The organism is Stenotrophomonas sp. YJH_SMC_8 (genome assembly GCF_059371315.1).
On sequence record NZ_JCAFUL010000005.1, the window covers coordinates 245843 to 262236 of the forward strand.

21 protein-coding genes are annotated in these 16394 nt (G+C 66.7%); 3 read left to right on the forward strand and 18 right to left on the reverse strand.

The genetic code is table 11. The features are described 5' to 3' along the window. Positions 1-252: 252 nt before the first annotated feature. From AC5P88_RS08540 to rlmE, 3 genes are all read right to left on the reverse strand, one after another. On the reverse strand, positions 253-438 hold the full coding sequence (locus AC5P88_RS08540) for a hypothetical protein (protein WP_008265807.1): 186 nt from the start codon (positions 436-438) through the stop codon (positions 253-255). A gap of 101 nt (positions 439-539) precedes the next feature. Further along, entirely contained in the window at positions 540-2474 is a 1935-nt protein-coding gene (ftsH, locus tag AC5P88_RS08545; RefSeq protein WP_049427664.1) for an ATP-dependent zinc metalloprotease FtsH, read from the reverse strand. Between the two features lie 69 nt (positions 2475-2543). Next, positions 2544-3176, reverse strand: a complete 633-nt coding sequence (gene rlmE, locus AC5P88_RS08550) for a 23S rRNA (uridine(2552)-2'-O)-methyltransferase RlmE (RefSeq protein WP_106548948.1) — start codon at positions 3174-3176, stop codon at positions 2544-2546. 65 nt (positions 3177-3241) lie between these two features. Here rlmE and yhbY point away from each other — a divergent pair, with 65 nt between their 5' ends. Together yhbY and AC5P88_RS08560 are read left to right on the forward strand one after the other, a co-directional pair. After that, positions 3242-3547: a ribosome assembly RNA-binding protein YhbY gene (yhbY, locus tag AC5P88_RS08555; protein WP_004152868.1), complete on the forward strand. Its 306-nt coding sequence runs from the start codon at positions 3242-3244 to the stop codon at positions 3545-3547. Between the two features lie 13 nt (positions 3548-3560). Then, on the forward strand, positions 3561-3935 hold the full coding sequence (locus AC5P88_RS08560; protein ID WP_106548949.1) for an Mth938-like domain-containing protein: 375 nt from the start codon (positions 3561-3563) through the stop codon (positions 3933-3935). A gap of 27 nt (positions 3936-3962) precedes the next feature. Here AC5P88_RS08560 and AC5P88_RS08565 read toward each other — a convergent pair whose 3' ends face one another. From AC5P88_RS08565 to surE, 5 genes are all read right to left on the reverse strand, one after another. Beyond that, the gene (locus AC5P88_RS08565) at positions 3963-4451 is read right to left on the reverse strand and encodes a YqhG/Tai3 family protein (protein WP_106548950.1); all 489 of its coding nucleotides are present in this window, start codon (positions 4449-4451) and stop codon (positions 3963-3965) included. Between the two features lie 251 nt (positions 4452-4702). Next, complete coding sequence (locus AC5P88_RS08570; protein WP_106548951.1) at positions 4703-5485, reverse strand: peptidoglycan DD-metalloendopeptidase family protein; 783 nt, start codon at positions 5483-5485, stop codon at positions 4703-4705. After that, positions 5482-6096 carry a YqaA family protein gene (locus AC5P88_RS08575; protein ID WP_106548952.1) on the reverse strand — a complete coding sequence of 205 codons (615 nt, stop codon included), beginning with the start codon at positions 6094-6096 and terminating at the stop codon, positions 5482-5484. The genes AC5P88_RS08570 and AC5P88_RS08575 overlap by 4 nt, the downstream gene beginning before the upstream one ends. Positions 6097-6114: 18 nt before the next feature. Next, positions 6115-6792: a protein-L-isoaspartate(D-aspartate) O-methyltransferase gene (locus AC5P88_RS08580; protein WP_049429575.1), complete on the reverse strand. Its 678-nt coding sequence runs from the start codon at positions 6790-6792 to the stop codon at positions 6115-6117. Then, positions 6789-7568: a 5'/3'-nucleotidase SurE gene (gene surE, locus AC5P88_RS08585; protein ID WP_004152858.1), complete on the reverse strand. Its 780-nt coding sequence runs from the start codon at positions 7566-7568 to the stop codon at positions 6789-6791. Before surE ends, AC5P88_RS08580 begins: the two co-directional genes overlap by 4 nt. A gap of 208 nt (positions 7569-7776) precedes the next feature. Between surE and AC5P88_RS08590 the strand changes: the two genes are divergently transcribed. Continuing rightward, positions 7777-8316 (forward strand): Smr/MutS family protein, encoded by a 540-nt coding sequence (locus AC5P88_RS08590; protein ID WP_005409007.1) that lies wholly within the window; start codon positions 7777-7779, stop codon positions 8314-8316. A 139-nt stretch (positions 8317-8455) separates the two neighbouring features. Here AC5P88_RS08590 and truD read toward each other — a convergent pair whose 3' ends face one another. The 10 genes from truD to AC5P88_RS08640 form a co-directional block, all read right to left on the reverse strand. After that, positions 8456-9487 carry a tRNA pseudouridine(13) synthase TruD gene (gene truD, locus AC5P88_RS08595; RefSeq protein ID WP_495224796.1) on the reverse strand — a complete coding sequence of 344 codons (1032 nt, stop codon included), beginning with the start codon at positions 9485-9487 and terminating at the stop codon, positions 8456-8458. Beyond that, positions 9484-9981, reverse strand: coding sequence for a 2-C-methyl-D-erythritol 2,4-cyclodiphosphate synthase (gene ispF, locus AC5P88_RS08600; RefSeq protein ID WP_495224797.1), 498 nt, complete (start codon positions 9979-9981; stop codon positions 9484-9486). The genes truD and ispF overlap by 4 nt, the downstream gene beginning before the upstream one ends. Before the next feature lie 34 nt (positions 9982-10015). Continuing rightward, positions 10016-10714: a 2-C-methyl-D-erythritol 4-phosphate cytidylyltransferase gene (ispD, locus tag AC5P88_RS08605; protein WP_495224798.1), complete on the reverse strand. Its 699-nt coding sequence runs from the start codon at positions 10712-10714 to the stop codon at positions 10016-10018. After that, positions 10711-11064 carry a cell division protein FtsB gene (gene ftsB, locus AC5P88_RS08610; protein ID WP_164138871.1) on the reverse strand — a complete coding sequence of 118 codons (354 nt, stop codon included), beginning with the start codon at positions 11062-11064 and terminating at the stop codon, positions 10711-10713. Before ftsB ends, ispD begins: the two co-directional genes overlap by 4 nt. A 4-nt stretch (positions 11065-11068) precedes the next feature. Then, a complete protein-coding gene (gene eno, locus AC5P88_RS08615; RefSeq protein ID WP_111203486.1) occupies positions 11069-12361 on the reverse strand; it encodes a phosphopyruvate hydratase in 1293 nt (430 codons plus the stop codon). Between the two features lie 96 nt (positions 12362-12457). Further along, on the reverse strand, positions 12458-12787 hold the full coding sequence (locus tag AC5P88_RS08620) for a hypothetical protein (RefSeq protein ID WP_495224799.1): 330 nt from the start codon (positions 12785-12787) through the stop codon (positions 12458-12460). Then, positions 12787-13134: a hypothetical protein gene (locus tag AC5P88_RS08625; protein WP_495224800.1), complete on the reverse strand. Its 348-nt coding sequence runs from the start codon at positions 13132-13134 to the stop codon at positions 12787-12789. Before AC5P88_RS08625 ends, AC5P88_RS08620 begins: the two co-directional genes overlap by 1 nt. Then, positions 13131-13961: a 3-deoxy-8-phosphooctulonate synthase gene (gene kdsA / locus AC5P88_RS08630; protein ID WP_014036736.1), complete on the reverse strand. Its 831-nt coding sequence runs from the start codon at positions 13959-13961 to the stop codon at positions 13131-13133. The genes AC5P88_RS08625 and kdsA overlap by 4 nt, the downstream gene beginning before the upstream one ends. Before the next feature lie 89 nt (positions 13962-14050). Beyond that, complete coding sequence (pyrG, locus tag AC5P88_RS08635; RefSeq protein WP_106548957.1) at positions 14051-15715, reverse strand: CTP synthase; 1665 nt, start codon at positions 15713-15715, stop codon at positions 14051-14053. 400 nt (positions 15716-16115) lie between these two features. Beyond that, positions 16116-16349 carry a hypothetical protein gene (locus AC5P88_RS08640; RefSeq protein ID WP_049429546.1) on the reverse strand — a complete coding sequence of 78 codons (234 nt, stop codon included), beginning with the start codon at positions 16347-16349 and terminating at the stop codon, positions 16116-16118. Between the last annotated feature and the right edge of the window lie 45 nt (positions 16350-16394).

Here is a 16394-nt window from a genome sequence, read left to right on the forward strand (position 1 = left end):
TGGATCTACCGTGTCGACCAAGGTCGATACCTACCAATAGCAGCAGGAATCTGTCAGAGGTGGGGCGGTGTCGGATGACGGGGTGTCAGCCGCATGGATGCGGCTGCCAAGCCCCCATGGATGGGTTTACGGCGTCCCCGCCATCCGACACCGCCCCGCCAAACCACGGAATGTTGCTGTTGCTGTTGCTGCTGAGGTTGCCGGCCAGCGGCCGGCACTACCGCGGGTGCAGGGCGCAGCCCTGCCGCGCCCTCAACGGCGGCGGCGCTTGCGATCCACGTAGAGGGTCTTGGCAATGCTCAGCACGATCCCAACGGCGATACCCACCACACAGCCCAGCAGCAGATTGTCAGCGCCAAGGCCCACACCCACGCCGACCACGGTGGCGATGACCATTTCGACGGTGTGGGAAATCGGTTCGGGCTTCGGGGCGGACATGCAGACTCCAGCGTCAGTTCAGTTCAGCAGATGGGCCAGTGGCCCGGAAACGACGAAGCCGGGTTGCCCCGGCCTCGTCTGGTGTCACCTGCAGCGGGCCGTCAGTGCGATTCGGCCGGGCCTGCGATCGGCGGCAGCGGACGGGCGTCGCCGCCCTTGTCGTCGCCACCGTCCTTGTTCGACTTGTTCCAGCCGGCCGGCGGCGGCGGATCGCGACCTTCCATGATGGCGTCGATCTGCGGCGCATCGATGGTCTCGTACTGCAGCAGCAGCTGGGACATCGCGTGCAGCTTGTCCAGGTTGGCGGTCATCAGCTCGGTGGTACGCGCATAGGCCTCATCGAGGATGTTGCGCACTTCCTCGTCAATGCGGCGCGCGGTGTCGTTGGAGACACTCTTGTGCTGGGTGACCGAACGGCCCAGGAACACCTCGTCGTCCTCTTCGCCATAGGCGATCGGGCCAAGCTGGTCGGAAAGCCCCCACTTGGTGACCATGTTGCGGGCCATCTTGGTGGCACGCTCGATGTCATTGGAGGCGCCGGTGGTGACCTTGTCGGCACCGAAGATCAGCTCCTCGGCCACGCGGCCGCCGTACAGCGAGCACAGCTGCGACTTGATCGCCACGCGGTTCATCGAGTACTTGTCGCCTTCCGGCAGGTACATGGTCACACCCAGCGCGCGGCCGCGCGGGATGATGGTGACCTTGTAGACCGGATCATGCTCGGGCACCAGGCGGCCGACGATGGCGTGGCCGGCTTCGTGATAGGCGGTGAGGGTCTTCTCCTCCTCGCTCATGGCCATCGAACGACGCTCGGCACCCATCAGGATCTTGTCGCGGGCACGGTCGAAGTGGTCCATGCGGACTTCCTTCTCGTTGCCACGGGCGGCAAACAGGGCGGCCTCGTTGCAGAGGTTGGCCAGGTCGGCGCCGGAGAAGCCCGGGGTACCACGCGCGATCACCATCGGCTCGACGTCGTCGGCCAGCGGCAGCTTGCGCATGTGCACCTTCAGGATGTGCTCGCGGCCCTTCACGTCCGGCAGGCCGACCACGACCTGGCGGTCGAAACGGCCCGGACGCAGCAGCGCCGGGTCCAGCACGTCCGGACGGTTGGTCGCGGCGATCACGATCACGCCTTCGCCACCCTCGAAACCGTCCATTTCGACCAGCAGCTGGTTCAGGGTCTGCTCGCGCTCGTCATGACCGCCGCCCAGGCCGGCACCACGGTGGCGACCGACGGCATCGATTTCGTCGATGAAGATGATGCACGGGGCGTGCTTCTTGGCCTGCTCGAACATGTCGCGCACGCGGCTGGCGCCGACGCCGACGAACATTTCCACGAAGTCCGAACCGGAGATCGAGAAGAACGGCACCTTGGCTTCGCCAGCGATGGCCTTGGCCAGCAGCGTCTTGCCGGTACCCGGCGGACCCACCATCAGCACGCCGCGCGGAATCTTGCCGCCCAGCTTGGTGAACTTGGACGGGTCGCGCAGGAAGTCGACCAGCTCGCCCACTTCTTCCTTGGCCTCGTCGCAGCCGGCGACGTCGGCGAAGGTGACCTTGATCTGGTCTTCGCCCTGCAGCTTGGCGCGCGACTTGCCGAAGGACATCGCGCCCTTGGCACCGCCGCCACCGCCCTGCATCTGGCGCATGATGAACAACCAGAAGCCGATGATCAGGATGACCGGCAGGAAATTCATCAGGATCGCACCGAGGGAAATGCCGCTGGACGGCTCCTCCTGCACGATTTCCACGTTCTTGGTACGCAGCACGTTGATCAGGTCACGATCGAACGGCGCGGTGATGGTGGACGACTGCCCACCGCGGGTGGTGTAGGTCAGCTGGCTGGTGCCGCCGCGCATGTCGCCGCCGAAAGCGACCTTCTGCACGTTGCCGCTGTCCACCTGGTCCAGGAACTGCGAATACGACGCGCCCTGCGCCCCGGCCCCGGAGGACTTGGGCGAGAAGCTCTGGAAGACCACCATCAGCACGACGGCGACGACCACCCATAGCAGGAGGTTCTTGGTCAAGTCGTTCATCCTCATTGGCTCCGGTGTTCCTCTTAGTGCTGGCGTTGCGTTGGGGTCGAACTTGCGTACGTTGCGAGCTTACTTCATGTGGGCGCGTTTTCCCTGACCCAAGGCATACACCTCGGGAGAGCGCTTGCGCGACGCTTCCGGCTTGCGGATGGAGACCTTGTCGTACCGGCGGCGCATGTCGCGCACGTAGTCGTCAAAGCCTTCACCCTGGAACAGCTTGATCAGGAATGCCCCACCGGTCTTCAGGTGGTTGTCGGCAAAATCCAGGGCCAGCTCCGCCAGGTGCATCATCCGCGGCTGGTCAACCGCGCCCACACCACTCTTATTGGGGGCCATGTCCGACAGCACAAGGTCTACCGGCTGATCCCCGAGCATGGCTTCAAACTGCGATAGGACGGCTTCTTCCCTGAAGTCACCATGAAGGAACTCAACGCCGGCCAGCGGCGGCATCTCCAGGATGTCCAAGGCGAGCACGCGGCCGGTGTCGCCGATCTGTCTCCGCACCTGCTGAGACCAGCCGCCCGGGGCCGCACCGAGGTCGACCACCACCATGTGCGGCTTCAGCAACCGGTCACGTTCAAGCAGCTCTTCGAGCTTGTAGGCGGCGCGCGAGCGCATGCCTTCGGCCTGGGCCTTCTTCACGAAGGGGTCGGAGAAGTGTTCCTTGAGCCAGCGCTGGCTGCTTTTGCTGCGGGTAGCCATTGAAAATAGGGGCTGATGGGGTCCTCATGATACCCTGATCGCCCCATTCAACCGTCTTTTCCTGCATGTCCATCGCCCTGACCGCCTCCCAGACCCGTTTCCTGCGCGGCCAAGCCCACGACCTGAAGGCCCTGCTGCAGACCGGCGGCAAGGGTGTGACCCCGGCCTTCATCGCTGAGCTGAACGAAGTGCTGGAGCGCCACGAGCTGGTCAAGGTGAAGGTCGCTGCCGAAGACCGCGACGCCCGTGACGTGATGATCGGCGAGATCGTCGAAGCGACCGAGAGCGCGCTGGTGCAGCGCATCGGCCACGTCGCCGTGCTGTACCGCCCGAGCAAGGAACAGCGCCAGATCGTGCTGCCGCGCGGCTGATCGCTCGACTGCCATGCAGCTGAACCACGAACCGCCGGATTACGCCTACAGCCTGCGCGCCGCCGACGGCCGCTCGGCCCGGGTCAACGAGCTGGTGCTGGGCAGCAGCTTCTTCCTGACCCCGGACCAGCTGGTCGAGCGCTGGCCGGTGAAGCAGGCCGCCGAACTGCAGCTGGCCGACCTGGAGCCGATCCTGGCGCTGAATCCGGCACTGATCGTGCTTGGCACCGGTGACCGCCAGGTGTTCCCGCCGGCGGTGGTGATGGCCGCCTGCCTTTCGCGCGGGATCGGCCTGGAAGTGATGAACAATCCGGCCGCCGCGCGCACCTTCAACATCCTTGCAGGCGAAGGCCGCAAGGTTGCCGCCGCCTTCATTCTCGAAGGCTGACGTGGTGTCGCCGGGCATGGCCCGGCGCTACCCGTGCGTGGCGGTACAACGGAAGGCCGAGAAGTCCTTCAGCCGCCCGATCAGGTTGCCGCCCTGGTCCCAGCGGATATCCATGAGCTTCCAGTCCTGGCCCTGCCTCTGCAGCAGGACCCGGTCGGTCCAGCGATAGTCGCCTATTGCCATTTCGACGGGCACCCAACCGGCATCGCCGCTCGTCGCGGGCAGCCCCACCTTTACCGTTTCCGGCCGATCCGGCGCCATCAGATACGGGCCCTGGTCCAGCATGTGCGGCTTTTCGTCGGGCGCCGCCAATGCGGTGCAGGCCTGTTCATATGCACGCTGCGCATCGATGGCTGAGCGGAGGGCATCGCCGAGCAGCGGCGCAATCGCGGCCTGGTCTGGCCCACTGGCCTGCAGGGCGGCGTAGAAGCGGGAGACGACCTCATGCGGATCGCTGGCCGCGGTGGCCAGCGGCGGGATGGCAAGCAACGCCAGAACGGTAAGGCGGCGGATCATGCGGCACCACAGGCGATGGGGTCTGCGGCAGGATGCCGCGTTCGCGGTTGACCGGGAAGATGGAGACACGGCAATCAGGGTCGTAAACGGCCATTACCGTTCAGCCTGGGCGCACACCGGGCATGCCCCGGCCCTACCCTGGATCACCCGTGGCCTGCGCCCGAGCCCACGCCCGGGCGGCGCCGCATCGCAGCGAAGAGCAGCCGAGCATGGCTCGGCTCTACATCTGGCGCTGCCCGTCTCTGCCTGCGTCAGCGTGCCGGCAAGTACTGCTGCGGGTCGACCGGCTTGCCGTTATAGCGGATCTCGAAGTGGACCATGTCGCGGTTCGCACCGGTACGGCCCATCTCGGCGATCTGCTCGCCGGCCTTCACGCTCTGGCCTTCGTTCACCAGGCGCTTGCGGTTGTGGCCATAGGCCGACAGCCACTGGTCACTGTGCTTGATGATGATCAGCTCACCGTAGCCGACCAGGCCGGCACCGGAGTACACCACCACGCCATTGGCGGTGGCCTTCACCGCCTGGCCGCTGGTGCCGGCGATATCGACGCCCTGCTTGGTTGCGTCACCGGCCACGTAGCGCCCGACGATCGCGCCATCGGCCGGCCAGCGCCAGGCGATATTGCTCTTCACCGGGCCCACCGGGGCGGTGGTCGGCGCGGTGCTGCCCGTGCTGCCACCGCCGGAACGCGGCGGGGTCACCACCGTGGTCGGCGCGCGGCCACCGCTGGCACCGGCCGGATACAGGCGGATCACCTGGCCCGGATGAATGGTCGACGGGTTGTCCAGGCTGTTCCAGGCGATCAGGTCGGCCGGGGTGATGTCATGGATGCGGGCCAGCGCATAGATGGTGTCGCCCTTGCGCACCACCACGGTCTGCCCGGGCTTGGGCACCGAGGTCTTCGGCGTGGTCACGCCACCGGTGCTGCCGCCACCCGGGCGGACCACAGTGGCGGTGCCGCAGGCGGCCAGGGTGGAAACCAGCAACGCCAGCGCGCCGATGCGCACTCCCTTGCTCAGACGATCAGGACTCATGCGAACTTCGACCTCCATACAAGCCAGGCGATCAGCACCACCACCAACGCGGTGGCGATCCAGCCCAGCGGTTCAATCCAGCGACGCAGTGCCGCTTCAGCACGCGCACCACCGATACGGATGACCGCAGCCAGCACGAACACGCGCTTGCCACGACCGATCAGCATGCTCAACAGGTACTGCGGCATCGGTACACCGACGATACCCGATGCCCACGTGAAGACCTTCATCGGGATGGGCATGAATCCGCCCAGCACCAGGAAGGTGAACACCGCCCAGGGCGACTCGGCCATCTTCGCCTGCACGGTGGTGATGCCCTGCTCGATGGCCGGCAGCATGCCCAGCGCTTCGAACAGCGGCTTGATCACCTCGAAGGCGTAATGACCCAGTGCATAGCCGACCAGCGCGCCGACCATCGAGCCGGCCAGGCTGAGGGTGGCGAACCACCAGCCACGCTTGGGCTGGGCCACGCACATCGGCGCCAGCATCACTTCCGGCATCACCGGGAAGATGATCGCCTCGAAGAAGCTCAACACCGTCAGGTAGGTCGGCGCGCGTTCGTGCGCCGCCCACTTCATCGCCCGCTCGTACAGCGGCCCGAAAATCTTCATGCAACCCTGCTCCGTGGATTAGTCGAGCATGCCGGACAGCAGCGGCACGAAGGTGACCGGCGCCAGCACGCGTTGTTCGATGCTGCCGTCAGCCTTGCGGTCCAGCTGCACCAGCGACTGCCCGCCCGGCCCACCGACCGGCGCCACCAGGCGGCCGCCCTCGGCCAGCTGCCCGACCAGTTCATCGACCAGTGCGGGCGCTGCAGCGGTGACCACGATGGCATCGAACGGGCCATGCTCGGCCCAGCCGGCGCGGCCGTCGTCATGCTTGGTGCGGATGTTCATGCCCAGCGCACGGAAGCGCTTGCGCGCCTGTCGCAGCAGGTCGCCGATGCGCTCGACGGTGTAGATTTCCAGGCCCAGCGCGCCGAGCACGGCGGCCTGGTAGCCGGAACCGGTACCGACTTCCAGCACTTTCTTCGGCGAGACCTGCAGCACGGCTTCGGTCATGCGCGCCACCACCCACGGCTGTGAGATGGTCTGGCCGTGGCCGATCGGCAGGGCGGTGTCTTCGTAGGCGCGTGACGCAAGCGCTTCGTCGATGAACAGATGACGTGGCACCACCCGGATCGCATTCAAGGTCGACTCGTCGACGATGCCGGCCTCGCGCAGGCGATCGACCAGGCGGTCACGCACGCGCTGCGAGGTCATGCCGATACCAACGGCTTCCGGTTGCAGGCGAAGGCGTGGACTCATGCCGGCTGGTCCAGCGCGGCGCTGAGGCCGCCGACCCAGCTGGCCACTTTCTCCAGGGCCTGGTAGCGGGTCAGGTCGACCTGGATGGGGGTGATCGAGATATGGCCGGTGCGTACCGCGTGGAAATCGGTACCGGGGCCGGAGTCCTGCTCACGACCGGCCGGGCCGATCCAGTAGACCTCGTTGCCGCGCGGGTCCTTCTGCGCGATGCAGCCTTCGGCGCGATGGCGGTTGCCCAGGCGCGTGACCTCGAAGCCCTTGACCTCGTTCCACGGCAGGTCCGGCACGTTGACGTTGAGGATGGTGTCGGCGGGCAGCGGATCGGCCTTGAGCCGGGCAACGATCTCGAGCGCGGCGCGCGCTGCGGTCTCGAAATGCTTCGGGTCGTGATTGCGGCTGACCAGTGAAACAGCAACCGCCGGCAGGCCGAGGAAACGACCTTCCATCGCCGCCGAGACGGTGCCGGAATAGATCACGTCATCGCCGAGGTTGGCAGCATTGTTGATGCCGGACACGACAATGTCGGGCTCGAATTCAAGCAGGCCGGTCAGCGCCAGGTGCACGCAGTCGGTGGGCGTACCTGCCACCGAGACGGTGTAATGGTCGATGCGCTTGAGGCGGATCGGCAGGTCCAGGGTCAGCGAGTTGCTGGCACCGGAGCGATCGCGGTCGGGTGCGACCACCGTGACTTCGTGTCCAGCCTCGCGCAGCACCGAGGCCAGCATCCGGATGCCTGCGGCGTCGACACCGTCGTCGTTACTCACCAGGATTCGCATCTTCGATTTAACCGCTTGATTTTCCAAGAATTCGATTCCGTCACCGTGCAGTGTGGGCGGGACCGTCGTGCTCCCTGCGGAAGCCGTCGACCCTGCAAGGGCATCATCTATTGTGCCGCATGCGAGCCGCCGGTCCTACCCTGCCGGCGGTCACGACCGACATCGAACCGTCATAGGCAGACCTGCGCCGGCGGTTTACCCTGTGCGCATGTCGCACCCTGAAGACGAAGATCCGGCCGCATTGTTCCGTGCGGCCATCGGCGAAGTGACGCCGCTGCGCAAGGATGCCGAGCCGGCACCGGCTGCGCCCCGGCCGAAGCCGCGCGCGCGTATGGCCGAACGTGACGAGGCCGAAGCCGCCGGCGAGTTCGCCCGGCTGCTGCGCGACAGCACGCCACTGGAAGCCGGCGACGTGGCCAGCTATCGCCGCGACAACCTGCCACCTCGCCTGTTCCAGCGCCTCAAGCGTGGCCAGTATTCGGTGCAGGACGAACTGGACCTGCATGGCGCCACCGCCGCGCAGGCCGAGACGCTGCTGCGCCAGTTCCTGCTGGAAGCGCATGCACACGAGTATGGCTGCGTGCGCATCATCCACGGCAAGGGATTGCAGTCCGACGGCGGCGCGCCGGTACTGAAGAACCTGGTCGACCGCCTGCTGCGGCTGCGCAACGACGTACTGGCATTCCATTCGGCGCCGACCGGGCAAGGCGGCACCGGCGCGGTGCTGGTGCTGCTGGCACGGCGGTGACTAACCCGGCGGCGACCGGCCCGGGAGAGTCGACTGTTAGTCGGCTGCTTCTTGGGGCGGCGCGCGAAAAGCCCGCGCTGCGCGCGCAAGTCGACTAACAGTCGACTCTACCCCCCCCCCCCCCCCCCCCCCTGTCCCGTCAGGCCTGCGAGGCGTCTTCGACGGGGCCGAGCTCGTGCAGCACGGCCGTGGCGTAGCAGCCGGGCGGCAATGCGAACGACAGCTCCAGCACGTCATCGGCCAGCCACTGGTGCTGCAGCAACGCCGGGCGCAGGCGCAGCGCGCGGCGCTCCTGCTTCAGGCGCGCGTCTTCCAGGCCGGCCCGCAGCGCCTTCGACTCCTCGTCGTCCAGCGCAGCCAGCTCCAGCTCGCGTGCCGCATCGGCACTGCGCAGTTCGCCTTCGCCCCACAGCGGCGCACTGGGATGGATGTCGAAGCGCGCCAGGCGCTCGGCCAGCACGTCGGTGTACGGCTCGGGGCCGAACACGCTGCGGCTGCCATCGAGCATCCACACTTCGCCGTCCAGCGGCTGATCCCAGTTGCCCTGCTCCACGCGCGCGGCCAGCACACGGTTGAACAACGCCGAGCGGGCCGCCGACAGCAGCAATGAACGCTGGTCCTTGCGCATGCGGCGGCCACCGAACATCGCCAGTGCCGCCGGCACGTTGCCGCCGTCGCGGCCGAAGCGCTGCTCACCGAACCAGTTCGGCAGGCCGCGCCCGGCAATCTGCTGCAGGCGCTCGCTGATCGCAGTGGCATCACCCTGCACCTCGCGCAGCACCAGCTTGAAGCGGTTGCCAGCCAGTGCGCCACGCTGCAGCTTGCGGTTGTGCCATGTGGACTCGATCACTTCGATCTCGTCACCGGCCAGCTCGGCCAGGTCCGGCGCAACGCGCTTGGGCAGGTGCACGCTGAAACGCTGGGTAGTGACTGCGTGGCGATCCTTCATGCCCGCGTAGCTCACCGCCATTTCCGGCAGGCCGGCCCACTTGGCCAGCAGCTTGGCCACATGCACGGTGTTGGCACCACGCTTGCGGATGTGCAGCAACAGGTGCTCGCCTTCGCCGGTGGCCTCGAAGGCGGGCAGCTCGTCGACCTGGAAATCTTCCGGCGTGGTGCGGATGCGCGCCGTCAACAGCGGCGCACCGAACGCGAGCGGCAGCGGGATCATGCCGCCACCAGCAACACGACCGCCTGTGCGGCAATGCCTTCACCGCGCCCGGTGAAACCCAGCTTCTCCGACGTGGTTGCCTTGACGCTGACCGTATCCAGCGGCAACTGCAGCAGCTCGCCGATGCGCTCACGCATGGCCAGGGCATGCGGGCCGACCTTGGGCCGCTCGCAGATCACGGTGATGTCGGTGTTGCCGACACGCCAGCCACGCTCGCGCAGCAGGCTGTCGCAATGGCGCACGAAATCGCTGCTGTCGGCGCCCTTCCAGCGGTCGTCACTGGGCGGGAAATGCTGGCCGATGTCACCCAGCGCCAGCGCACCGAGCATCGCATCGCACAAGGCGTGCAGGATCACGTCGCCGTCGCTGTGCGCAAGCACGCCACAGCTGTGTGGAACGTTCACGCCGCCAAGCATGATGTGATCGCCTTCGCCGAAGGCATGGACGTCATAGCCCTGGCCGATGCGGACGGACGGGAACGGTGCGGTGCTCATGGATGCAACCCTTGCAGCAGGGCCGCGCGGGCAATCAGCTGGCGCGGCGGGAAAGTACGAATTCGAACCGGTCCAGATCGGCCGGGGTGGTGACCTTGAAGTTGTCCTCGCTGCCTTCCACCAGCAGCGGGCGCTGGCCCTGGCGCTCCATGGCCATGGCCTCGTCGGTGACGTCGACACCGGCGGCCGCGGCTTCGGACAACGCGCGGCTGAGCTGATGGCGACGGAACAGCTGCGGGGTCAGTGCACGCCACAGGCGTTCGCGCGGTTCGGTGCCATCGATGCCACCGTCGTCACCCGCACGCTTGAGCGTGTCGCGCACCGGGGCAGCCAGGATCGCGCCGACCGGGTCGGCACGGCCGACCTCAAGCAGGCGGCCGAGATCGGCCCGCGACAGGTTCGGCCGCGCGGCATCGTGGACCAGTACGAACTCATCAGCGCGCACCGTCTCCGGCAACGCCTGCAGGCCAGCCAGCACCGAAGCTGCACGGGTCGCGCCACCGATGCAGGTCAGCACCGGCTTGCCCAACCATTCGTTCCAGCCGGGCCAGTCGGCGTCGTCCTGGCCGATCACCACCATCGCCCCGGCCACGGCCGGGTGCGCCAGCAGGGCGTCCAGGGTATGGGCAAGCAGGATCTGCCCACCTGCCTGCAGGTACTGCTTGGGCAACGGCGCGCCGAAGCGGGTGCCACGGCCGGCAGCCGGAACCACGACCCAGATCGCCGCACTCATGGCACGTCCGCCGGGTGTTCGCCGACCTGCGCACTGACACCTGCAGCAGGTTGCGCCGGGTGGACCGGCGCATCCTCGACCACGCGGTAGAACTTTTCGCCAGGCTTGATCATGCCCAGCTCGCTGCGCGCGCGTTCCTCGATGGCGGACTGGCCTTCCTTGAGGTCCTTCACTTCCGCAGCGAGCGCATCATTGCGCTGCTGCAGGCCCTCATTGTCCCGCTCCTGGTTGGCGACCTGGGCTTCGAGCATCATCACTTCGCCCGAATTGCCCGGACCGAACCAGAAGCGGTACTGCAGCCAACCCAGCAGCAGGGCCAGCACCAGCAGCATCCAGCGCCAGTCGCGCATCGGCTCAGCGCTTCAGCGAAACGAACGCGTCACGACCGGCGTAACGCGCGCCGGCACCGAGGGCTTCCTCGATGCGCAGCAGCTGGTTGTACTTGGCCACGCGATCGCTGCGGCACAGCGAGCCGGTCTTGATCTGGGTGGCGGTGGTGGCCACGGCGATGTCGGCGATGGTGGTGTCTTCGGTTTCGCCCGAACGGTGCGAGACCACGGCGGCATAGCCGGCGCGGTCGGCCATGGCGATCGCTTCCAGGGTTTCGCTCAGGGTGCCGATCTGGTTGACCTTGATCAGGATCGCGTTGGCGGTGCCCGAGTCGATGCCTTCCTGGAAGATCTTCGGGTTGGTCACGAACAGGTCGTCACCCACCAGCTGCACCTTCTTGCCGATGCGGTCGGTCAGCAGCTTCCAGCCGGCCCAGTCGTTCTCGGCCAGGCCGTCTTCGATCGTGATGATCGGGTACTGCGCGGCCCAGTCGGCGAGGAAGTCGACGAACTGCTCGGAGGTCAGGCGCTTGTTCTCGCCGACCAGGTTGTACTTGCCGTTCTCGAAGAACTCGCTGGACGCCACGTCCAGGCCCAGCAGCACGTCTTCACCGGCGGTGTAGCCAGCCTTGCCGATCGCTTCGAGGATGGTGTCCAGCGCTTCGACGTTGCTGCGGAAGTCCGGTGCGAAGCCGCCCTCATCGCCCACCGCCGTGCTCAGGCCGTGGCCCTTCAGCACCGACTTCAGCGAATGGAAGATCTCGGTACCGGCGCGCAGCGCTTCGGAGAACGAGGTGAAGCCGACCGGCAGCACCATGAATTCCTGGAAGTCGACGTTGTTGTCGGCATGTGCGCCGCCGTTGATGATGTTCATCATCGGCACCGGCAGCGACGGGGTCACGCCGGTCTTGGCGGCCAGGTACTGCCACAGTGCCTGCTTGCTCGATGCGGCGGCGGCATGCGCGGCGGCCATCGAAACACCCAGCAGCGCGTTGGCGCCCAGGCGGCCCTTGTTCTCGGTGCCGTCGAGGTCGATCAGGCGACGGTCGAGGCCGTTCTGGTCGGTGGCCTCGAAGCCCTTCAGCGCATTGGCAATGGTGGTGTTGACGTTGTCGACGGCCTTGCGCACGCCCTTGCCCAGGTAACGGGTCTTGTCGCCATCACGCAGCTCGACCGCTTCCTTGGTGCCGGTCGAGGCGCCGGAGGGAACCGCGGCGCGACCGAACGAACCGTCCTCCAGGATGACTTCGGCTTCCAGCGTGGGGTTGCCACGGCTGTCGAGGATTTCACGGGCGTGGATGCTGCGGATCGTACTCATGGTCGGGCCGGTTACCTGTATGGAGAGGGGGCGACAAAACGAATGCCGCGTGATTATCCCCGGCTGCCCGCCACTTGCCAAATGGCGCAGGCGGCTTCAGCCCCAGCTGGACCCGATCACGATCAGGACCATCGACACCAGCATCACCAGCAATGCACCGGCAATCGCCGCCAGGATGGGGCCACGCTGCCGACGCCAGGCCAGCACCATCGCCACCGGGCAGCCCAGGAAGGACAGCACCATCGTGACCAACGCGCCCAGCATCCACCATTGCGTGGCCTGCACGCCGTTGTTTCCGTCTCCCGGCGGCCGGAAGCCGGCCGTGAAGGCCAGCACGCCCACCACAAGGGCCATCCAGGTCAACACGGCCAGGCCCAGAGCGATCAGACCCCAGGGCCAGCCGCGCGCCGACGTGGTCGCATTCATCAAAGCACTCCGTAGAACAGAGCACCGAACCACAGCGACAGCAGGATGATCGCCAGGCCAGCCATCACCTTGCCGCGATTCAGGCGCCAGGCCAGCACGGCGGCAGCGACGCAGCCCACGGCGCCGAGCAGCTCCGCCACCAGCAGCGCGATGAAGTACGCGCGCAGATTGAGTGCGCTGCCACCATCACCCGGTGGCCGCACGGACGCTGCGCCGATCAATGCCAACCCAAACATGCCCACGGTGAACAGCACCGCCAGGCCCAGTGCGATCAGGCCCCAAGGCCACTGCTTCCAGTGCCGGCGATGACGCTGGGCTTCCAGCGCCAGCCACGGGTCACGACTCACGCGAAGCGCGAGAAGCCGTGCTTCTTGGTCACCGCGTCGAGTTCCATCAGGGTCTCGAGCAGGGCTTCCATCTGGTCCAGCGGCCACGCATTGGGGCCATCGGACAGCGCCTTGGACGGGTCCGGATGGGTCTCGGCGAACAGGCCGGAGATGCCCACCGCCACGGCGGCACGGGCCAGCACCGGCACGTGCTCGCGCTGACCACCGGAACTGGTGCCCTGCCCGCCCGGCAGCTGCACCGAATGGGTGGCGTCGAACACCACCGGGCAACCGGTATCGCGCATCACCGCCAGCGAACGCATGTCGCTGACCAGGTTGTTGTAGCCGAAGCTGGCACCGCGCTCGCAGACCATGATCTGCTCATTGCCGGTGGCCTTGGCCTTCTCCACGACCGGCTTCATGTCCCATGGCGCCAGGAACTGGCCCTTCTTGATGTTGACCGGCTTGCCGGCCGAGCACACCTTGCGGATGAAGTCGGTCTGGCGGACCAGGAACGCGGGGGTCTGCAGCACATCCACCACCGAGGCCACTTCATCCATCGGGGTGTACTCGTGGACGTCGGTCAGCACCGGCACGCCGATCTGCTTCTTGACCTCGGCCAGGACCTTCAGGCCCTCCTCCATGCCCGGGCCGCGGAAGGCGGTACCCGAAGTGCGGTTGGCCTTGTCGAAGCTGGACTTGAAGATGAAGTTGACACCGAGCTTGTCGGTGACCTCCTTCAGCTTGCCGGCGGTATCGAGCTGCAGCTGCATCGACTCGATCACGCAGGGGCCGGCGATCAGGAACAGGGGCTGGTCCAGCCCGACCTCGAATCCACACAGTTTCATGGCGTTTCCTTGTTGTCCGCAGCACCGGCCGGGCCGGTGCGCTGGGGGTTGAAGCATGCAGGATGGGGGCCGAGGCCCCCATTCACAAGTCAGGCGCGCGCTTCGGAAAGCAGCTTGCCGCCGGCCTTGCGCTCGCGCGCGGCGCGGATGAAACCGATGAACAGCGGGTGGCCGTCACGCGGCGTGGACAGGAATTCCGGGTGCGCCTGGCAGGCCAGGAACCACGGGTGCGCATCGCGCGGCAGTTCCACCACTTCCACCAGGGTGTCGTCCATCGACTTGCCGGCGATCACCAGGCCGGCATCTTCCAGCTGGGTGCGGTAGCGGTTGTTGAACTCGTAACGGTGGCGATGGCGCTCGGCGACCACGTCCTTGCCGTACAGCTCGCGGGCCAGCGTGCCCGGCTTCAAGCGCTGCTCCTGCAGGCCCAGGCGCATGGTGCCGCCGAGGTCGCTCTTGTCGTCACGCTTCTCGACATCACCGGTGGCGGTGCGCCATTCGGTGATCAGGCCGATCACGGGGTTCGGCGACTGGCGGTCGTTCTCGGTGCTGTTTGCACCTTCCAGGCCCACCACATTGCGCGCGTAGTCGACCACGGCCGCCTGCATGCCGTAGCAGATGCCGAAGTACGGCACCTGCTGCTCGCGGGCGAACTTCGAGGTCAGCACCTTGCCTTCGAAACCACGGTCACCGAAGCCACCGGGCACCAGGATGCCGTCGACATCGGCCAGTGCGGCCATGTCGGTGCCTTCCAGATCCTGCGCTTCCAGCCACTTCAGGTTGACCTTGGTGCGCTGGCGCAGGCCACCGTGCTTGAGGGCTTCGCCGACCGACTTGTAGGCGTCCTGGTGATCGACGTACTTGCCGACCACGGCGATGGTCACTTCGTCCAGCGGATGCAGGGTCGCGTCGACCGCGTCCTCCCACATCGACAGGTCGACCGGGCCCACCTTGTCGGCCAGCTTCAGCTGGTTGACCACGATCTCGTCCAGGCCCTGCGCGTGCAGGCCCGACGGAATGCGGTACAGCACGTCCACGTCCGGCACACTGATGACGGCGCGCTCGGAGACGTTGGTGAACTGCGCGATCTTGCGGCGCTCCGAATCCGGCACGGCCTGCTCGGAGCGGCACAGCAGCACGTCCGGCTGGATGCCGATCGAGCGCAGTTCCTTCACCGAGTGCTGGGTCGGCTTGGTCTTCAGTTCACCGGCGGCGCCGATGTACGGCACCAGGGTGAGGTGCATGAACAGCGCCTTCTCCGGGCCGCGCTCGGTGCGCACCTGGCGGATCGCCTCCAGGAACGGCAGCGATTCGATGTCACCGACGGTACCGCCGATCTCGACCAGCGCCACGTCGTAGCCTTCGGTGGCTTCATCGATGCAGCGGCGGATCTCGTCGGTGATGTGCGGAATGACCTGCACGGTCGCGCCCAGGTAGTCGCCGCGGCGCTCCTTGCGGATCACGTTCTCGTAGATGCGGCCGGTGGTGACCGAGTTCTTGCGGCTCAGGCGGGTGCGCACGAAGCGCTCGTAGTGGCCCAGGTCGAGGTCGGTCTCGGCGCCGTCGTCGGTGACGTAGACCTCACCGTGCTGGAACGGGCTCATGGTGCCCGGGTCGACGTTGATGTACGGGTCGAGCTTCATCATCGTGACCTTCAGGCCACGGGCTTCGAGAATGGCGGCCAGTGACGCAGCGGCAATGCCTTTGCCGAGCGAGGACACCACGCCGCCGGTTACGAAAATCAAGGGAGTCATGGCTGCAAGCATCCTGTCTGGAAATGGAAAACGGCAGCACCACGCGCACCCGGAGGGCGGGCATGGAGCTTGAAGGGGGTTTTCCGGTTCGCTGGGGCAGCGAGGGAGGTGCTGGGCCGTGCGGCGGCAGGCGCCGGACGGGGACCACCCTGCGAGGTCGGGGCGGCCGTGCCGGTCATATCGACCGTCACCTGCGACCCGCATTGCTGGCGACCACGCATGGTCGTGCCAGCCCATTCGCAAAGGGTGGACACGCACTTACTCCCGGAAAGCCATAGTTTACAGATTGATGGCCGCCAACCCAAGAGGCAGTTGCGGCCATCACCCAAAAGAAACGCCCCGCTGGGCGGGGCGTCGGGGGGCGAATCCCTTGCGGCAAGGGCTTCAGAGGGTGGAAGGATTACTTCTTCTTCCTCGCCTCTTCTTCCTCTTCCTGCTGCGGGGCCGGCTGGCCCTGCGCCTTCATTTCGGCATTGGCCTGGGCGCGGCGCTTGGCCTTGGCATCGGCTTCGGCCTGTGCCTTGTCGGCCTGGTCGCCCTGCTGCGGGGCCGGCTGGCCGGCGTTCTGCGCCACCACCAGCGGCACTGCAACGGCGGCAGCGGCCAGGATCGCAATGGTCAGCAACTTCTTCATGAGGTCCTCCTCGCGGTATGGCTTGGATGTTTCGACCCAACAGGG